At 72.4% G+C, this 17,754-nt stretch carries 15 protein-coding genes; 11 read left to right on the top strand and 4 right to left on the bottom strand.

The genetic code is table 11. From position 1 onward, the window contains the following. Positions 1-23 precede the first annotated feature (23 nt). Both DN069_RS28605 and DN069_RS28610 read left to right on the top strand, forming a co-directional pair. Complete coding sequence (locus tag DN069_RS28605) at positions 24-1,430, top strand: 8-oxoguanine deaminase (protein ID WP_111505790.1); 1,407 nt, start codon at positions 24-26, stop codon at positions 1,428-1,430. A gap of 195 nt (positions 1,431-1,625) precedes the next feature. Further along, a complete protein-coding gene (locus DN069_RS28610) occupies positions 1,626-2,579 on the top strand; it encodes a quinone oxidoreductase family protein (RefSeq protein ID WP_111505792.1) in 954 nt (317 codons plus the stop codon). Between the two features lie 217 nt (positions 2,580-2,796). Here DN069_RS28610 and DN069_RS28615 read toward each other — a convergent pair whose 3' ends face one another. Next, the gene (locus tag DN069_RS28615; RefSeq protein ID WP_133260066.1) at positions 2,797-3,771 is read right to left on the bottom strand and encodes a hypothetical protein; all 975 of its coding nucleotides are present in this window, start codon (positions 3,769-3,771) and stop codon (positions 2,797-2,799) included. Positions 3,772-4,011: 240 nt separating this feature from the next. Next, positions 4,012-5,634, bottom strand: coding sequence for a malate synthase A (gene aceB / locus DN069_RS28620; protein ID WP_111505796.1), 1,623 nt, complete (start codon positions 5,632-5,634; stop codon positions 4,012-4,014). Between the two features lie 146 nt (positions 5,635-5,780). Between aceB and DN069_RS28625 the strand changes: the two genes are divergently transcribed. Further along, positions 5,781-6,599, top strand: a complete 819-nt coding sequence (locus DN069_RS28625) for an IclR family transcriptional regulator (RefSeq protein WP_111505798.1) — start codon at positions 5,781-5,783, stop codon at positions 6,597-6,599. 73 nt (positions 6,600-6,672) lie between these two features. Here the strand turns inward: DN069_RS28625 and DN069_RS28630 are convergent, their stop codons facing one another. Beyond that, positions 6,673-7,263, bottom strand: coding sequence for a nucleotidyltransferase family protein (locus tag DN069_RS28630; protein ID WP_111505824.1), 591 nt, complete (start codon positions 7,261-7,263; stop codon positions 6,673-6,675). 138 nt (positions 7,264-7,401) lie between these two features. Between DN069_RS28630 and moaA the strand changes: the two genes are divergently transcribed. From moaA to DN069_RS28650, 4 genes are all read left to right on the top strand, one after another. Continuing rightward, the gene (gene moaA / locus DN069_RS28635) at positions 7,402-8,412 is read left to right on the top strand and encodes a GTP 3',8-cyclase MoaA (protein ID WP_111505800.1); all 1,011 of its coding nucleotides are present in this window, start codon (positions 7,402-7,404) and stop codon (positions 8,410-8,412) included. A 176-nt stretch (positions 8,413-8,588) separates the two neighbouring features. Beyond that, positions 8,589-9,404, top strand: coding sequence for a hypothetical protein (locus DN069_RS28640; RefSeq protein ID WP_111505802.1), 816 nt, complete (start codon positions 8,589-8,591; stop codon positions 9,402-9,404). A gap of 147 nt (positions 9,405-9,551) precedes the next feature. Further along, on the top strand, positions 9,552-10,268 hold the full coding sequence (locus DN069_RS28645; protein WP_111505826.1) for a hypothetical protein: 717 nt from the start codon (positions 9,552-9,554) through the stop codon (positions 10,266-10,268). A gap of 131 nt (positions 10,269-10,399) precedes the next feature. Further along, complete coding sequence (locus tag DN069_RS28650; protein ID WP_111505804.1) at positions 10,400-11,362, top strand: DUF2637 domain-containing protein; 963 nt, start codon at positions 10,400-10,402, stop codon at positions 11,360-11,362. Here the strand turns inward: DN069_RS28650 and DN069_RS28655 are convergent. After that, positions 11,353-13,605 (bottom strand): SpoIIE family protein phosphatase, encoded by a 2,253-nt coding sequence (locus DN069_RS28655; protein ID WP_111505806.1) that lies wholly within the window; start codon positions 13,603-13,605, stop codon positions 11,353-11,355. The two genes, DN069_RS28650 and DN069_RS28655, sit on opposite strands and share 10 nt — an antisense overlap. 271 nt (positions 13,606-13,876) lie before the next feature. Between DN069_RS28655 and galE the strand changes: the two genes are divergently transcribed. From galE to DN069_RS28675, 4 genes are all read left to right on the top strand, one after another. Beyond that, positions 13,877-14,899, top strand: coding sequence for a UDP-glucose 4-epimerase GalE (gene galE, locus DN069_RS28660; RefSeq protein ID WP_207892296.1), 1,023 nt, complete (start codon positions 13,877-13,879; stop codon positions 14,897-14,899). 135 nt (positions 14,900-15,034) lie between these two features. After that, positions 15,035-15,739, top strand: coding sequence for an urease subunit gamma (gene ureA, locus DN069_RS28665; RefSeq protein WP_111505808.1), 705 nt, complete (start codon positions 15,035-15,037; stop codon positions 15,737-15,739). Then, a complete protein-coding gene (locus DN069_RS28670; RefSeq protein ID WP_111505810.1) occupies positions 15,739-17,502 on the top strand; it encodes an urease subunit alpha in 1,764 nt (587 codons plus the stop codon). The genes ureA and DN069_RS28670 overlap by 1 nt, the downstream gene beginning before the upstream one ends. A gap of 31 nt (positions 17,503-17,533) precedes the next feature. Then, positions 17,534-17,754 (top strand): agmatine deiminase family protein (locus DN069_RS28675; protein WP_165845679.1); only part of this gene is annotated, 221 nt, incomplete at its 3' end.

Below are 17,754 nucleotides of genomic sequence, written 5' to 3' on the forward strand. Positions count from 1 at the left end.
CCGCTGTCGAGGAGCACGAGCACATGGCAACCGAAGCAGAACCCGCCGAAGGCGATGTCGAGCGGAACGTCGAGCGCATCGTCGTCGAGAACGCCGCGATCGCGACGGTCGACGCACTGGACACCGAGTACCGGCGCGGCCACGTCGTCGTCGCCGGCAACGTGATCGAGTCGGTCGGCGAGGGTCCCGCCCCGAAGTGGCTGGACAACGTGGTGCGGCGGATCAACGCCGAGGGCCACCTGGTGACACCGGGTCTGGTCAACACCCACCACCACTTCTACCAGTGGATCACCCGCGGGCTCGCACAGGACGACATCCTGTTCGACTGGCTGGTCGCGCTCTACCCGACCTGGTCGCGGATCGACGCGGGGCTGGTCCACGCGGCGTCCCAGGGTTCGGCGGCCGCACTGCTGAAGTCCGGCTGCACCACCGCCTCGGACCACCACTACGTGTTCCCGCGGGGCGGCGGCGACATCCTCGGCGCCTCCATCGAGGCCGTCTCCGAGCTGGGCCTGCGCTTCACCGCGCTGCGGGGCTCGATGTCCCGCGGTCAGAGCGACGGCGGCCTGCCGCCGGACCATGCGGTGGAGAGGACCGAGGACATCCTCATCGCCTCCGAGGCGGCGGTCGACACGTGGCACGACGCCTCCTTCGGCTCGATGCTGCACGTCGCCATCGCCCCCTGCTCGCCGTTCTCGGTGACCACGGAGCTGATGCGGGACGCTGCCGAGCTCGCCCGCCGCAAGGGTGTGCGCCTGCACACCCACGGCTCGGAGACGGCCGAGGAGGAGCAGTTCTGCAAGGAGCTGTTCGGGATGGGCCCGACCGACTACTTCGAGTCGGTCGGCTGGCTGGGCGAGGACGTGTGGATGGCGCACTGCGTCCACATGAACGACTCCGACATCCGCAAGTTCGCGGAGACCGGGACCGGCGTCGCCCACTGCCCCTCCTCCAACGCCCGACTCGCGGCCGGCATCGCCCGGGTGCCCGACATGCTGGCGGCCGGCGTACCGGTCGGCCTCGGCGTGGACGGCACGGCCTCCAACGAGTCCGGTGAGCTGGGCACCGAACTGCGCAACGCGCTGCTCGTCAACCGGCTCCACGGCCGCCCCGACGCGCTGACCGCGCGTCAGGCACTGCGCCTGGGCACCATGGGCGGCGCCCGGGTGCTCGGCCGGCAGGCCGAGATCGGCTCGGTCGAGGTCGGCAAGCTCGCCGACCTCGCCCTGTGGAAGATCGACGGCATCATGCACTCCTCCATCGCCGACCCGGTCGCGGCGTTGGTCATGGGCGCACTGCCGCCCCTGTCACTGTTGCTCGTCAACGGCCGCCCGGTCGTCGAGAACGGCCTCCTCACCACGGTGAACGAGGACCGCATCGCGAAGGCCTGTGCCGACGCCGCGAAGGAGCTCGCCTCACGCGGCCAGTGACCCGAAGACTCCGGGCAGACACTGGGACGGTGTGCTGCCCGGACTCCCCGGCGCTCGTGCGCGCCGAGGGGGCTGGAGCCCCGGACCCACGGCGAGGGTCCGGGGCTTCGGTGTTCCCTTCGGCGGTGTTCCCTTCGGGCATACCAGCGGGTATGTTGTGCGCAAGATACTGGTCGGTAGCTTGGAGCGGTGCACATGAAGGCGATCCAGATCACGGAGTTCGGCGGACCCGAGGTCCTGCGCTTGGCCGAGGTCCCCGACCCGGTACCGCAGCCGGGGCAGCTTCTCGTCGAGGTCGACGGGGCAGGCGTCAACTACGCCGACACGCACGCCGTCGAGGACTCCTACCTGTCCCGCTCCTCGCTCCCGATGATCCCCGGCGGCGAGGTCGTCGGCCGGACGGCCGAAGGCCGCCGCGTCGTCGCCCTCACCGCGACCGGCGGCTACGCCGAGCGCGCCTGCGCATGGGCGCCGATGGCGACGGACGTCCCGGACGAGGTCTCCGACGCGGCCGCGCTCGCCCTCGTCGTCCAGGGCCTCACCGCGTGGAACCTGCTCCGCACCTCGGCGCGGATCGCGCCGGGCGAGTCCGTCGTGGTCCACGCCGCGGCGGGCGGCACGGGTTCCCTGGCGGTCCAGCTCGCGCGCCGGTTCGGCGCGGGCCGGGTCATCGCGACGGCCTCGACGAAGGAGAAGCGCGAACTCGCCCTCTCGCTGGGCGCGGACGAGGCGATCGACGCCGACGCGGACGGCCTCAAGGACCGCCTCGTCGAGGCCAACGGCGGCAACAAGGTCGACATCGTCCTGGAGATGACCGGAGGCCCCGTCTTCGACGCGTCCCTCGCGGCGCTCGCCCCCTTCGGCCGCCTGGTCACCTACGGCATGGCGTCCCGCCAGGAGCCGTCGCCGCTGGCCGCGGCGAAGCTCATGGGCCACTCCACCTCCGTGGTGGGTTTCTGGCTCATGCACGCGCTGGGCCGTCCCGACCTGCACACCGAGCCGATGCGCGAGTTGCTGCAGTTGGTCGCCTCGGGCGAGCTCACCCCGCAGATCGGCGGCACCCACCCCCTCTCCGAAGCCCGCACCGTCCACGAGGCGCTCCGCGCCCGCAAGACCACCGGCAAGCTGGTCCTCGACCCGCGAGCCTGAGTTGCACCGATCAGGGGCGCGGGGCTCTACCGCACTGCGGCTCCGCCGCGTCAGCGCGACCGGCAGTTGCAACCACCCAAGGGGCGCGAGGAACTGCGCGACAATCCCCCACCCTTCGGGCGGGGGTGCCCCCATCCCAAGGTGGTGACTCGCCGAACGAGCGGGCCATCCGCCCAGGGTGGTTGCTCGCGCAGTTCCTCGCGCCCCTAAAGGCACCTCAGTGCTGGCTGCTGGCGCTGGTGTACGACACCACGCAGTTCCCCGCGCCGCCGCCGAAGTTGTTGCTCCAGAGCGACTGCACCGCGAAGTTCGCGCCGTTCAGGGAGACGATCGAGGACGCGCCCTGGCCGCTGGAGATCCAGGCGCACTTGTCGCCCGTCTCCGCGCCGCTGCTGTCGACCCAGCCGCTGCTCGGCGCCGGGTCGGTCAGCGTCTCCGCGTACTCGTGGCCGCCGACGATGGTGATGCCCTCCGTCGCGCCGTTCACCCCGCCGCTGGGGGCGACGAAGCTCGCGCCGCAGCCCGCGCCCGCGTCGGTGATGTAGGGCATGTTGGTGTAGGGCAGGTCCGCGCCGTTGCTCGCGGTGGTGTGGTCGTGCCACGCGCACCACTGCGTCTTGAAGCCGCTCGGCGAGACGCCGTGGGCGAGGTCCACGATGATCTGGACGTTGTCGCCGGAGACGCCGAAGTGCGTCGCGGCCTTCTTCGCCTCCGCGGCGATCGCGGACGTCCCGGGCTTGCTCGGCGCCTTCGAGGAGCTGTCCAGCCAGGTGCCGCCGACCGGGTTGGCGGACGGGTGGCCGACGTGGGTGCCGGAGCTACCGCACTGGGTGGTGCCGGCGGAGACGCCCTGGCAGTACTGGGTCTGGGAGTTGGACCAGGTGTCGCCGCTGCCGTAGGCGTGCGAGAAGAAGCTCTGCTGGAGGGCGGCCTCACCCGACGGGTCGTTGGTGACCGTGGAGCCACTGCCCCACTGGTTGCCCCAGTAGACGATGAAGATCTTCGGCGCGGTCACGACGTTGCCGCCGCCGTAGGCGAGGTTGTTGCCCGAGGCGGCGACCGACCGGTGGCCCGCCGCGTGAGCGTTCATGTGGTGGGGAGCGAGTTCGCTCGCTCCGGCGGGAGCGGCGATGGCAAGGGCGCCGGCGGCGAGCACGGCGGCGCAACCTGCGACGAGGGCGGAACGAAGCACGGTGGGGCCCTTCTCGACGAGGAACGGGAGGGCTGTGCGGTTGCCGCCGGCCGGACGGCAGTTGTGCCACCACGCGCAGTGCTGTTTGGTTGTGCGGTCCGCGACGCTAGTGAGCTGACGCCGTGCATTCAAGACGGCGTTCACGGATCCAGAGGAACCTCAGAGGAACGTAAGCGGCGCCTCACGCGGGACCTCCCCAGGTTGCGTGAAGCGCCGCTGTCGTACTCCGGGCGACGCGCGCTACAGCAGCGCGTAGCCCGGAAGCGTGAGGAAGTCCACGAACTCGTCGGCGAGCGCGACCTCTTCGAAGAGCCGCGCGGCCTCGTCCCAACGGCCGTCGGACTGCTTCATCGCGGCCAGCTCGGTCGCGACGATCTCGCGGACCAGGGTGGCCGTGACCTTCTCACCGGTGTCGGCGAGCACGACGGAGTTGTTGACCCACTGCCAGACCTGCGAGCGCGAGATCTCGGCCGTGGCCACGTCCTCCATCATGTTGAAGATCGCCACCGCGCCGAAGCCACGCAGCCACGCCTCGATGTAGCGCAGGCCCACCTGGACCGCGTTCTGCAGGCCCACGCGGGTGCAGCCGCCGCCCGCCGAGGCCACGTCGAGCAGTTGCTCGGGCCGGACGTCGTTCGCCGGGACGACCTGCTTCTGGTTCGGCTGCTCGCCCAGCACCGCGTCGAAGGACGCGCGGCAGACCGGCACCAGGTCCGGGTGCGCGACCCAGGAGCCGTCGAAGCCGTCGCCGGCCTCACGGTCCTTGTCCGCGCGGACCTTCTCCAGCGCGGCCGCGTTGACCTCGGGGTCGCGGCGCGAGGGGATGAACGCGGCCATGCCGCCGATCGCGTGGGCGCCGCGGCGGTGGCAGGTGTTGACCAGCAGCTGCGTGTAGGCGCGCATGAACGGGGCCGTCATGGTGACGCTGTTGCGGTCCGGCAGGACGTACCTCTCGCCGCCGTCACGGAAGTTCTTGACGATCGAGAACAGGTAGTCCCAACGGCCAGCGTTGAGGCCGGCGGCGTGCTCGCGCAGCTCGTAGAGGATCTCCTCCATCTCGAACGCGGCGGTGATCGTCTCGATCAGCACGGTCGCGCGGATCGTGCCGCGCGGGATGCCGAGGGCCTCCTGGGCGTGGACGAAGACGTCGTTCCAGAGCCGCGTCTCCAGGTGGGACTCGGTCTTCGGGAGGTAGAAGTACGGGCCCGAGTTGGGGTCCTGCTCGTCGCGGGCCAGCAGCGTCGCCGCGTTGCGGAAGAAGTACAGGCCGAAGTCCACGAACGCGCCGGCCACCGGCTCGCCGTCGACCAGCAGGTGTGCCTCGTCCAGGTGCCAGCCGCGCGGGCGGACCACGATGGTGGCCAGCTCGGCGTCCGGCTTGAGCTTGTACTCCTTGCCCTCGGGCGAGGTGAAGTCGATCGTACGCGCCAGCGCGGCGGTCAGGTTCAGCTGGCCCTCGACCAGGTTGCGCCAGCTCGGCGCGGTGGCGTCCTCGAAGTCGGCCAGCCACACCTTGGCGCCGGAATTGAGGGCGTTGATGGTCATCTTGCGGTCGGTCGGGCCGGTGATCTCGACCCGGCGGTCGTTGAGCGCGCGCGGCGCCGGAGCGACCTGCCAGTCCGCGGCGCGGACCCCGGCGGTCTCGGGGAGGAAGTCGAGCGTGCCGGTGCGCGCGATCTCGGCGCGACGCTCCTTGCGGCGCGCCAGCAGGTCGTTGCGGCGTGAGCCGAAGCGTCGGTGCAGATCGGCGACGAAGGCGAGTGCGGCCGGAGTCAACACCTCGCTTCCACGCTCCACCGGCGGACCGACGATCTCGATCCCGGTAGAAAGCGGCTTGCTCCCGGTTTCCTGCACTGCACCCATGGAACCCTCGTCAGATCAGAAGATGCGGATGATCGAAGCCCACTGTGCGGTGCGCTTCGCTTCTGTAAGGTGGAGGCTAGTTTCCGCGATACAGAAATTCAACACTTTGTTGAGTTAGCTTGCCAGACCCTGCCAGGAAGGCTGTTGTGGTGACGTCATCCCTGTCGTCGGATCCCCGCTCGGGGACCGCGGGCGCCGACCGCGCCGGCGGCGTGCAATCGGTCGAGCGCGCCTTCCAGTTGCTGGAGGCGCTGGCCGAGGCGGGCGGCGTCAGCACGCTGAGCGATCTGGCCACTGCCTCCGGGCTTCCCATGCCAACCATTCACCGCCTCGTGCGCACGCTCGTCCAGCAGGGATACGTTCGTCAGGACACGGCTCGACGCTACACCTTGGGGCCGCGCCTGATCAGGCTCGGCGAGACGGCGGGTCGCCTGCTGGGCAGCTGGGCCCGCCCGTTCCTGGCGGAGCTGATGGAGGCCACCGGGGAGACGGCGAACCTGGCGGTGCTGGAGGCCGGCGAGGTCGTCTACGTCGGCCAGGTGCCCTCACGGCACTCGATGCGCATGTTCACCGAGGTCGGACGGCGCGTCCAACCGCACTGCACGGCCGTCGGCAAGGTGCTGCTGGCCCAACTCCCGCCCGGCGAGGCGCTCGCCACCCTGGGCAACGGCCCGCTCCCCGCGCACACCGTCCACACGGTCACCTCCCCGCGGGAGTTGCTGCCGCAGTTCGTCACCGCCCGGGACGTCGGCTACGCCGTGGACGACCAGGAGCAGGAGATCGGCGTCCGCTGCATCGCCGTCGTGGTCCCCGGCGCGCCCACCCCCACCGCCCTCTCCATCTCCGGCCCCGAGGCCCGCGTTCGCCTTCTGGAGACCCGCGCGGGCGCTCGCGCGCTGATCCCGCAGATGCAGGGCATCGCGGAGCGCCTGGGCGAAGCGCTCCGCTCGTCCGCTGCCGAGTAACCCCAGCGTGGGCGCGACAAGCCACCCTGGGTGGGAGTGTCCCGTGCGAACAGGGCCATCCCCCTCGGGAGGGTTACTCGCTCGGTTCCTCGCGCGCCTGGGGTGAGTGCAACCTGGCCAATTGCTCGGGGGTGTCCACATCCTCCGGGGAGGCCACGTCGCCGCACTCGACGAGTCGCAACTCCCCCGCGTGGGCCCGCAGCAGCGCCCGCGCGCCCGCGTCACCGACCGCGCCCGCGCTCGCCTCGGCGAAAAAGCGGGAGGCGATGAGGACCGGGTGCCCGCGCTCGCCGGCGTAGCTCGCGGCGGCGAGGGGCGCGCCGGAGGCGAGGACGCGGGAGACGGCCTCAGGCGTCACGCCGGGGGTGTCGACGAGGCCGATCAGCGCCGCATTCGCTGTCAGGCCCGCCAGGCCCACCCGCAGTGACGAGCCCATCCCCGTCTCCCACGCGGGGTTCAGGACGACCTCCGCGTCGCCCAAGCGGGCCACGCCGAGAATCTCGTCGGCCGCCGCGCCCAGCACGACCCGTACCCGCGGGCATCCGCCCGCCCGCAGCACGGTGAGCGCGTGTTCGACCATCGGCCGACCGCGGTACGGCAGCAGCGCCTTGGGGCGGTTGCCCATCCGGCGGCCGCCCCCGGCGGCCAGCAGCAGGCCGATCACGTCCTCCACGGTCCCAGCATGGCGTGCGGCGCACGGCGCCGGACTTGGAGAAACACACAAGTCTGCCGCGCGGCCCCGCGGAGTTCACCGGGGCATCGCCCGCTGGACCGCTCGGCGCAGGGCGGTTGTACTGGGCCGATGCAGCAACGTCCATCGCCTCCGCGCCCGCTTCTGGACCGCTTCGGCCGGGTCCACACGGACCTGCGGGTCTCGCTGACCGACCGCTGCAACCTGCGCTGCACGTACTGCATGCCGGCCGAGGGACTGGACTGGCTGCCCAAGCCGGACCTGCTCAGCGACGAGGAACTGCTGCGCCTGGTCCGCATCGCGACCACCCGTCTCGGCATCCGGTCGCTGCGGCTGACCGGCGGCGAGCCGTTGCTGCGGCGCGGGTTGGCGGACCTGGTCGGCGCCTTCGCCGCGCTGCCGGACGCGCCGGAGCTCTCGCTCACCACCAACGGGATCGGCCTCGCCCGCCAGGCGGAGCCGCTGCGCGCGGCGGGGCTGCACCGGGTCAACATCAGCCTGGACACGCTGCGCCGGGACCGGTTCCAGGCGATCACCCGGCGCGACCGGCTCCCGGACGTGCTGGCCGGCCTCGCGGCCGCCCGAGCGGTGGGCCTCACTCCGGTCAAGGTCAACGCCGTGGCGGTGCGCGGGGTCAACGACGACGAGATCACCGATCTCGCGGTCTGGGCCGTCGAGCACGGCTACGCGCTCCGCTTCATCGAGTCGATGCCGCTGGACGCGCAGGGCGCCTGGGACCGGGAGCGCATGGTCACCGCCGAGGAGATCCTCGCCGCGCTCGGCACCGTCTTCACGCTGCACCCCGTCCCGCGCGAGGGCAGCGCGCCCGCCGAGCAGTGGCGGATCGAGGGCCACGACGCGACGGTCGGTGTGATCGCCAGTGTGACCCGGCCGTTCTGCGGCGGCTGCGACCGGGTCCGGCTGACCGCCGACGGACAACTGCGCAACTGCCTGTTCGCGACGGACGAGTCCGATCTCCGCGCGCTGCTGCGCGGCGGCGCGGACGACGACCGGATCGAGGCGGCCTGGCGCGCCTGCATCGCCGGCAAGGGCCCAGGTCACGCCATCGGCAGCGCCGACTTCGAGCGCCCGGCGCGGCCGATGTCCGCGATCGGGGGCTAGCGGCGTGCGCCTGTTTGTGGCACGAATGAGCGTTCCGCTCCTCGGTGGGATCGGGGAGCATGGAACCGGGAACGCGCCTGCGGCGTAGTCTCAGTAACAACGTCCCGCTCTGCTCGGCCCTGGCCCTCGGCCTCCGGTCGGTCGAGTCACGTCTCGAAAGGAACGGACGGTCCCTCATGTCAGGTTCACCCCAGCCCGTCCGCTGCCCCAGCTGCCGGCGGGAGCACGCGTACGAGCCGCCGGTGTTCCCGTGCCCGTGCGGCGCGGCTCTGAAGATCCCGCTGCTGCAGGGCGGGATCCCGGTGCAGGTCCGGTTCCGGTCCTGGGAGGACTCCTGGCTGAGCATGCGCTGCCCCTCCTGCGGGCGGTCCGAGCAGTGGCCGCAGCCCGAGTTCACCTGCGGCTGCGGGGCCACGGTGCGGATGCCCGTCGACACCACACGCCGCCCGCACACCGTCGGTCCCGCCGGCGGGGCGGCGCCGGTCTACCCCGGCCAGCCGGTGCAGCCCGTCCAGCCGGTGCGGCCCGTGACGCCAAGCCCGGTGCCGCCGCCCGCGCCGGTCGGCTCCGGACGGCCGGTCCAGCCGCCCCGGGCGCTGGCGCGCAAGCCGTTCCTGCCGCATCCCGTCCGCACCTCGGACGACGCGGTGCTGGCCGCCGCGCGCTACCTGGAGTGGCTCGGCTTCGGCGAGCTGGAGGTCTCCGACTCGCAGGACCGCGAGGGCGTCTGCCTGCTGGGCCCGACGATCGTCGCCCAGGTCGACACCTGGACCGAGCCGGCCGACCTGCGCGCGGTCGAGTGCCTGTGGCTCAACACCCTTCACGGTGACGAGCTGATCCCGGCCATGTTCACCCTCGCGGGTTATTCGCTGGAGGCCCGCAACCGGGCCGACCAACTGCTGGTGGCCCTGTTCGAGCTTGATCTGACGGGCATGCCGCAGGCCGTCAACACGGCCGCGCGGGAGTTGGTCCGCAACTCCTCGCGTCCATGATCTGGCGCGGGTCGCGACCCGCGTGTTGAATGACCGTCACCGAGGGCGGACCAATGGCGGCCGACAGCGGTCGCAGTGAGGGGCGAAGGCGTGTCCTTGTCCGAACAGCAGCGGTCCCGGGCGGCGGAGTCCTCCACGCCGGCTCGCATCCCCGAGCAACGGACGACCGACGCCGGACAGGTCTGGCTGCTGCGCTCGCGCGGCTGCTGGCAGACCGCGGCGGACCTGCTGGACGGCGACGCGGGCACCGCGGTGGAGCGCGCCGAGCTGCTGATCGAGGCGGCGTTCTTCACCGGCCGCGGCTGGGACGACGCCGAGAGTGCGCTGCGGGCGGCGGAGGCCGTCGTCCGGGACAACCGCGAGCGCGCCGCCGCGGCCTGCGCGCGGGGCTTTCTCGCTTACGGCGCCACGGTGTCGAAGGTCCACGACCGGCTCGACGAGGCGCAGGCGGCGCTCGGCCGCGCGTCCGCGCTGCTGGCGCCCGAGGACCCGGCCCGCCCGCTGCTCGACTTCCGCCGCGGCCTGATCGCCCACGCCCTCCTGGGCGACGCCACCGCCGCCCGCGCGGCGTACCGCCGCGCCCACGCGGGCGCGGAGCAGCAGCAGGACGCGCACCTGCTCTCCTACACCTGGCGCCATCTCGCCGCGATCGCCCAGGAGGACGGCAACGTGGCGGGCGCCCGCCACGGCTACGCGGAGTCCCTGCGGCTCCGCGAGGAGACCGGCTTCGCCATCGGCCTCGCCCCCGCGCTCGCCGCCCTCGCCGACGTCTCCACCCCGGCCGAGGCCGCCCAACTCCGGGCCGAGGCCCGCCGTTTGGTCCGCGCCTTCGCCGGCACCCCGGTCTGGCTGAATCTGGACTGAGGCGTGCCCTCCTTGGGACAGGTTCACCCGTTCCGGTGTATCTGTCCCAAATCCACATGATCTTCTCTGCGGCTCCGTCAGGATGGTCCCGCCTCGGGCGGCTTGCCGGGGTGGGAGGAGACGAGGCGACGATGAGTCTGAGCGACGGCGCTCTGGGGTGGGTCCTGACGCTCACGGCACTGCTGCTGGTGGTGGCCGTGCTGCTGGTCGTGCTGCGGGCCCGGGCCGGCAAGCCGGCGGGCGGCGACACGTGGGAGCGCAGCGAGGAACGGCGCAGGCGCAAGGAGTCCGTGTACGGCTCGGCCTCCTACCTGCTGCTGTTCTGCTGCGCGGCCGTCGCGGCCGCGCTCTCCTTCCACGGCCTGGTCGGCTTCGGCCTGCAGAACCTCGGGCTGACCGGCGGCTGGGAGTACCTGGTGCCCTTCGGGCTCGACGGCGCGGCCATGTTCTGCTCCGTGCTCGCCGTGCGCGAGGCCAGCCACGGTGACGCGGCGCTCGGCTCCCGCAGCCTCGTCTGGCTGTTCGCGGCGGCGTCCGCGTGGTTCAACTGGGTGCACGCGCCCCGCGGAGTCGACCACAGCGGCGCGCCCCAGTTCTTCGCGGGCATGTCGCTCTCCGCGGCGATCCTCTTCGACCGCGCGCTGAAGCAGACGCGCAAGGCCGCCCTGCGGGAGCAGGGCCTGGTGCCGCGGCCGCTGCCGCAGATCCGCGTGGTGCGCTGGCTGCGCGCGCCGCGCGAGACGTACGCCGCCTGGTCGTTGATGCTGCTGGAGAACGTCCGCAGCCTCGACGAGGCGGTGGACGAGGTGCGCGAGGAGCGCCGCGCGCGGATGCGCCGGCGGGAGGACGAGCGGCCCCAGCTGCGCGCCCTCGGCGGCGGTCGCCGCATGCCGCAGCTGCCGCGCTCGGGCGGCTCGCGGGACGAGGTGAGCTCCGGGGAGCCCGCCATAGAGGCCGGTGAACCCCCGTCCAGGGAGCGGGTCTTCGACCTGACCGCCGAGGACGACACGCTGTCGATGCCGGCGGTTCCGCGGGCCAGCGCCTGGGACTCCCTGGAGCAGAAGCTCAAGGATCTGGAGAAGCTCTACGGCTGAGCCGACGCCTCGTCCGTCTCCGGGGTCCCGCAGACCAGCTCGAACCACATCCGCTTGCCGGTGCCGTTCGGCTCGACGCCCCAGGCGTCACTCATGGCCTCGACGAGCATCAACCCGCGTCCGGACGAGGCCTGTTCGCCGGGCGTGCGGCGCTTGGGCCATTGGTCGGAGTCGTCCACGACCTCGATCCGCAGCCGCGCCTGCCCGTGGTCCGCGTCGCGGGAGAGGCGGGCCGTCAGCATCGCGTCGCGGTCGGTGTGCACCAGCGCGTTGGTGACCAGCTCCGAGGTCAACAGCTCGACGGTGTCCGAGAGTTCACCGACGCCCCAGCGGCGCACCGCGTCCCGCAGCTCCGCGCGGACCTCGGCGATCCGGGCCAGGTCCGCCTGCCCGATCCGGCGGCGCAGGTGCTCGCGCGGGCGGGAGGCCGAGAGGCCCTCCCAGCGGAGCAGCAGCAGGGCCACGTCGTCGTCGCGTTCGGGGCTGTCCGCCGCGGAGCGGGCGATCCGGTCGGCCAGCGCCGACAGCTCGACGTCCTGGCAGCCGCCGACGAGGCGGCGCAGCCGCTCCATGCCCTCGTCGAGGTCGACCCGGCGGGTCTCGACCAGGCCGTCCGTGCAGAGCAGCAGCACGTCGCCCGGGTCCAGCGTGAACCGGCTGACGGGGTAGCCCTGTTCGGGGTCCACGCCGAGCGGCAGTCCGCCGTCGACGTGCTGGACCGCGGTGCTGCCGTCGGCCCGGCGGATCAGCGGGTTCAGGTGGCCGGCGCGGACGGCGTAGACCGCGCCGTAGTCCACGTTGACCTCGGCGTAGACGCAGGTGGCGAAGTGGCCGGTGTCCAGGTCGGCGAGGAAGCGTGAGGCGCGTGTCATCACCGCGGCGGGCGGGTGGCCCTCGGCGGCGTAGGCGCGCAGCGCGATCCGCAGCTGGCCCATGACGCCGGCGGCGTGCACGTCGTGGCCCTGGACGTCGCCGATGACCACGCCGACGTGGCCGTTCGGCAGCGGGACCACGTCGTACCAGTCGCCGCCGATCTGCAGGCCGGTCCCGGCGGGCAGGTAGCGGGCGACGGCGTCGAAGCCGGGGACGGGCGGGACCCGGCGCGGCAGCAGCACCCGCTGCAGGCCCGCGGCCAGCTCGTGCTCGGCGTCGTGCAGCCGGGCCCGGGCCAGTGACTGGCCGACCAGGCCGCCGAGGGTGCTGAGCAGGGTCCGCTCCTCGTAGTCGAGGGTGCGGTTCTCGTCGAAGCTGACCAGGCAGACACCGAGCGGCCGGCCGCTGGCGACCAGCGGCAGGAAGGCCCAGGCGTGCCGGGGGTGGCCGACGACCTGCGGCCAGGCCTCGGGGAAGCGGTGCTTGTACTCCTCCTGGCTGGCCAGGAAGACGGGAGTGCGGGTGCGCAGGGCGAGCGCGGCCGGGTGGTCGGCGTCCAGCGGCACGTGGTCGTGCGGGGGACGCGAGACGCCGTCGTAGCCGGAGGAGGCGAGGATCTGGATCCGCCCGCTCTCCAGCACGGCCAGGACCAGCCCGTCGGGCGGGATGCCTGGCAGCGGCAGCTCGGTGAAGACGCGCGCGACGTCGGCGGTGGTGACGCCCTCGGAGAGCGCCTTGGCGGCCTCGCGGATGAAGAGGGTGCGCTCCTCACGCACCGTCGCGGCGTGGTCGGCGCGGCGTCGCTTGAGCAGCTCGACGGTGGCGTCCCAGACGAAGCCGACCATGTCGGTCGGCCGCCCGTGCTCGTCGGCGAGCACCCGGCCGCGGAAGCGGACGGCGTGCAGGTCACCGGTGGGGAAGACGGTGCGGTAGTAGGCGCCGCACTGGCCCAGCTCGGCGATGGCGCGCTCGACGCGGCGCTTGACCACCGGCGCGTCCTCGGGGTGCAGCAGGGCGAGGAACTCGGCGGCGGTGATCGACGCCTGCCGGTTCTCCGTGAAGGCGACACCGGGGATGGCCGCGGGTGCCGGGACCACGGGGGCGGCCACGCCGGCCGTCCCGGCGGCGGCTGCGGCTGCGGCCGTGCCGCAGACCGGGAGGCGCTCGCTGGCCTGCAGGCCGAGCTCCTCGAGCCCGAGGATGGCCAGGGCTCGCTCGTCGCAGACGATGCGGTCGGCGCGGATGTTCCAGTGCCACGATCCGATGCCGTTCGCCGCCATCGCCGGCTCCAGCCAGTCCGGAGCCTGGCTCTGCTGCGGCGGGCGGTGCGCTGGTTGCGGGAGCCGCGGCGGCTGCGGCCTTGGCGCCATCGTTCTCCTGCCCTGCGAATGGGGCCGCACCAGGTCAGCGCGGCTGCTGCTCCCCCCATTGTCCCAGCTCCGAGCCGGAAGGGCGGATCTTGGGGTGTATATCCGGACTTCATCCTGTCGGATGAACGGTCCTGCGGCAATGCCGACGCACGAGCCGAGGTGTCACGACACCCCGACCATCCGGTCACTGGAAGATCTCTCCTCGATCACGGAACCATCACGAGACGTGGAACGTCGGGCTTTCCGAGGGCGTCGCACAGGCGTCCGAGCCATGACGGAGGGGAACGAGAACGTGAAGGTCCTGATCACCGGCGGAGCGGGTTTCATCGGCAGCACGGTCGCCTCGGCCTGCCTGGACGCCGGGATCACCCCGGTCCTGCTCGACAGCCTGGTGACGGGCCGCGCCGAGTTCACCAGGGGGCGCGCGTTCTACGAGGGCGACATCGCCGACGGCGAGCTGATCGACCGGATCTTCGCGGAGCACCCCGAGATATCCGCGGTGATCCACTGCGCCGCGCTGATCGTGGTGCCCGACTCGGTCTCCGAGCCGCTGCGCTACTACCGGGTCAACGTGGCCAAGACGATCGCGCTCACCGAGCACCTGCTGCGCAACGGCTGCGACCGCCTGCTGTTCAGCTCCTCCGCCTCGATCTACACCGCCGGCGCGGACTTCTCCGTCGACGAGGACTCGGCCCTCGACCCGCTCTCCCCCTACGCCCGCACCAAGATGGTCACCGAGCTGGTCTTCAAGGACGCCGCCCAGGCCAGCCCGCTGCGGGTGCTGTCGCTGCGTTACTTCAACCCGATCGGCGCCGACCCGAGCCTGCGCACCGGCCTGCAGGCGGCGGTGCCCTCGCACGCGCTCGGCAAGCTGATCCAGGCGCGCACCAACGGCCTGCCCTTCCGGATCACCGGCACCGAGTGGCCCACCCGCGACGGCAGCGGCATCCGCGACTACGTGCACGTCTGGGACCTCGCCCGCGCCCACGTCGCGGCGGTGCAGCGGTTCGACGAGGTGCTGCCGCTGGACGGTCCCAACTGCTACGAGGTGATCAACCTGGGCACCGGGCGCGGCACCACGGTGCGGGAGCTGATCACGGCCTTCGAGGCGGTCACGGGCGCGCCGCTGCCCGTCGAGGAGGCCCCGGCGCGCCCCGGGGACAACGCGGGCGCGTTCACCCGCACCGCGAAGGCGCAGCGACTGCTCGGCTGGCACCCCGAGCTCTCGCTGGAGCAGGGCATCGCCGACACGCTGGCCTGGTTCGGCCACCGCGAGGCGATGCTGGGGCTGTAGTCACACCCGTGGGCACCCGTCCGGCTGATCCGGGCGGGTGCCCACGCGTGTTCCGGGGGCCTGGGCTGGACAGGCGGCCCGCGGCGGGGTTCAATGCGAGGGACGTTTGAACGGCGTTCTAAACTGCGAGGCACCGTGCGATTGACTCCGACTGAACGGGACCGGCTGCTGTTGTTCTCAGCGGCGGAACTGGCGCGCGCCCGGCGGGTGCGCGGGCTGCGGCTGAACGTGCCGGAGGCGACGGCGCTGATCGCGGACACCGTCTGCGAGGCGGCCCGCGACGGCAAGCGCCTCGCGGAGGCGATCGAGGCCGGCCGCAGCGTGCTCGCCGCCAAGGACGTGCTGCCGGGCGTGCCGGACGTCGTGACCACGCTCCAGGTCGAGGCCGTCTTCGAGGACGGCACCCGGCTGTGCGTCATCGACGACCCGTTCCGCGGCGAGGGCTCCCTCGGCACCGAGGCCCCGGGCGCGGCCCTGCCCGGTGCGGGCGCCGGCTACGAACCGGCGGAGCCGGCCGTGCTGCTCCAGGTGCGCAACACCGCGCCGGTGCCGGTGACGGTGACCTCGCACTTCCACTTCTTCGAGGCCAACCCCCGGCTCGCCTTCGACCGCGCGGCGGCGTTCGGCATGCGCCTGGCCGTCCCGGCCGGCTCGTCCGTCCGCTTCGACGCGGGCGCGGTCGTCGAGGTCGGCCTGCTGCCGATCGGCGGCGGCCGCGTCGTGATCGGCTTCGCCGGGCTGGTGGACGGCCCGTTGGACGCGCCGGGCGCGCGGGAGGCGGCGCTGGAGAAGGCCCGCGCCTGCGGCTATCTGACCAACTTCGAGCAGAAGGAATCCTGATGAGCGGCAGCATCTTCGACGCGGCGGGCTGCCACGGGCGCGCGGGCGCGGTTCCCTCCGCCTTCATCGATCCGCACGACTACATCGCGGTGCACGGGCCGCGGGCCGGGGACCGGATCCGGCTGGGTGACTCCGGGCTGATCATCCGCGTCGAAGCCGACTCCCAGGAACCCGGCCAGGAGTTCCTGGCCGGCTTCGGCAAAACCGCCCGCGACGGCCTCCACCTCAAAGCCACCACCGTCGCCGCCACCTGCGACGTCGTCATCTCCAACGTCACCGTCATCGACCCCGTCCTGGGCATCCGCAAAACCAGCATCGGCATCCGCGAAGGCCGCATCCACGCAATCGGCCGCGCCGGCAACCCCGACACCCTCGACGGCATCGACGTCGTCGTCGGCACCGGCACCACCATCGTCTCCGGCGAAGGCCTCATCGCCACCGCCGGCGCCATCGACACCCACGTCCACCTCCTCTCCCCCCGCATCATGGAAGCCTCCCTCGCCTCCGGCGTCACCACCATCATCGGCCAGGAATTCGGCCCCGTCTGGGGCGTCGGCGTCAACTCCCCCTGGGCCCTGCGCCACGCCTTCAACGCCTTCGACGCCTGGCCCGTCAACATCGGCTTCCTCGCCCGCGGCTCCTCCAGCGACCCCGGCCCCCTCATCGAAGCCCTCGCCGAAGGCGGCGCCTCCGGCTTCAAAGTCCACGAAGACATGGGCGCCCACACCCGCGCCCTGGACACCGCCCTACGCGTCGCCGAGGACCACGACGTCCAAGTCGCCCTCCACACCGACGGCCTCAACGAATGCCTCTCCGTCCAGGACACCCTCGCCGTCCTCGACGGCCGCACCATCCACGCCTTCCACATCGAAGGCTGCGGCGGCGGACACGTCCCCAACGTCCTGAAAATGGCCGGCGTCCCCAACGTCATCGGCTCCTCCACCAACCCCACCCTCCCCTACGGCCGCGACGCCCTCGGCGAACACTTCGGCATGATCGTCTCCGCCCACGACCTCAAGACCGACCTCCCCGGCGACGCCGCCATGGCCCGCGACCGCATCCGCGCCGGCACCATGGGCGCCGAAGACGTCCTGCACGACCTCGGCGTCATCGGCATCACCTCCTCCGACGCCCAAGGCATGGGCCGCGCCGGCGAAACCGTCCGCCGCACCTTCGCCATGGCCGGCAAAATGAAACACGAAATCGGCCCCCTCGACGGCCAAGGCAGCTACGGCACCACGGAATCCGGCGACGACAACGAACGCGTCCTGCGCTACATCGCCAAACTCACCATCAACCCCGCCATCGCCCACGGCCTCGCCCACGAGATCGGCTCCCTCGAACCCGGCAAACTCGCCGACATCGTGCTCTGGCGCCCCGACCACTTCGGCGCCAAACCCCAACTCGTCCTCAAATCCGGCTTCCCCGCCTACGGCGTCACCGGCGACCCCAACGCCTCCACCGACCGCTGCGAACCCCTCGTCCTCGGACCCCAGTTCGGCGCCCACGGCACCACCGCCGCCGACATCTCCGTCGCCTTCGTCGCCGCCGCAGCCATCTCAGCCGGCGACCAACTCCCCACCCGCCGACGACGCGTCCCCGTCCAGCACACCCGCGGCATCGGCCCGGCCGACATGCTCCGCAACCACCGCCTCGGCACCGTCGACGTCAACCCCACCACCGGCCTGGTCACCCTCGACGGAGACCCCCTCCACTCCCACCCCGCCGACACCGTCACCCTCAGCCGCCTGTACTTCCTCTAGCCTCCCCTCGTCCGCTAGGAGCCCCACCCTCATGAGCACCACCCCCACCCCGGCCTCCCTCGGCTGGTCCATGCCCGCCGAGTGGGCCGCGCACGATCGCACCTGGATGGCCTTCCCGACCTCCAACGAGACCTTCGCCGGCGACGAGCTCCACCTCGCCCGCCAGGCGTGGGCGAACGGGGCCAACACGATCGTGCGCTCCGAGCCGGTCACCCTGGGCGTCAACACCGGCGCGGCGGAGGCGGCCCGGGG

The organism is Streptacidiphilus pinicola, from assembly GCF_003258295.1.
GTDB classification, from domain to species: domain Bacteria; phylum Actinomycetota; class Actinomycetes; order Streptomycetales; family Streptomycetaceae; genus Streptacidiphilus; species Streptacidiphilus pinicola.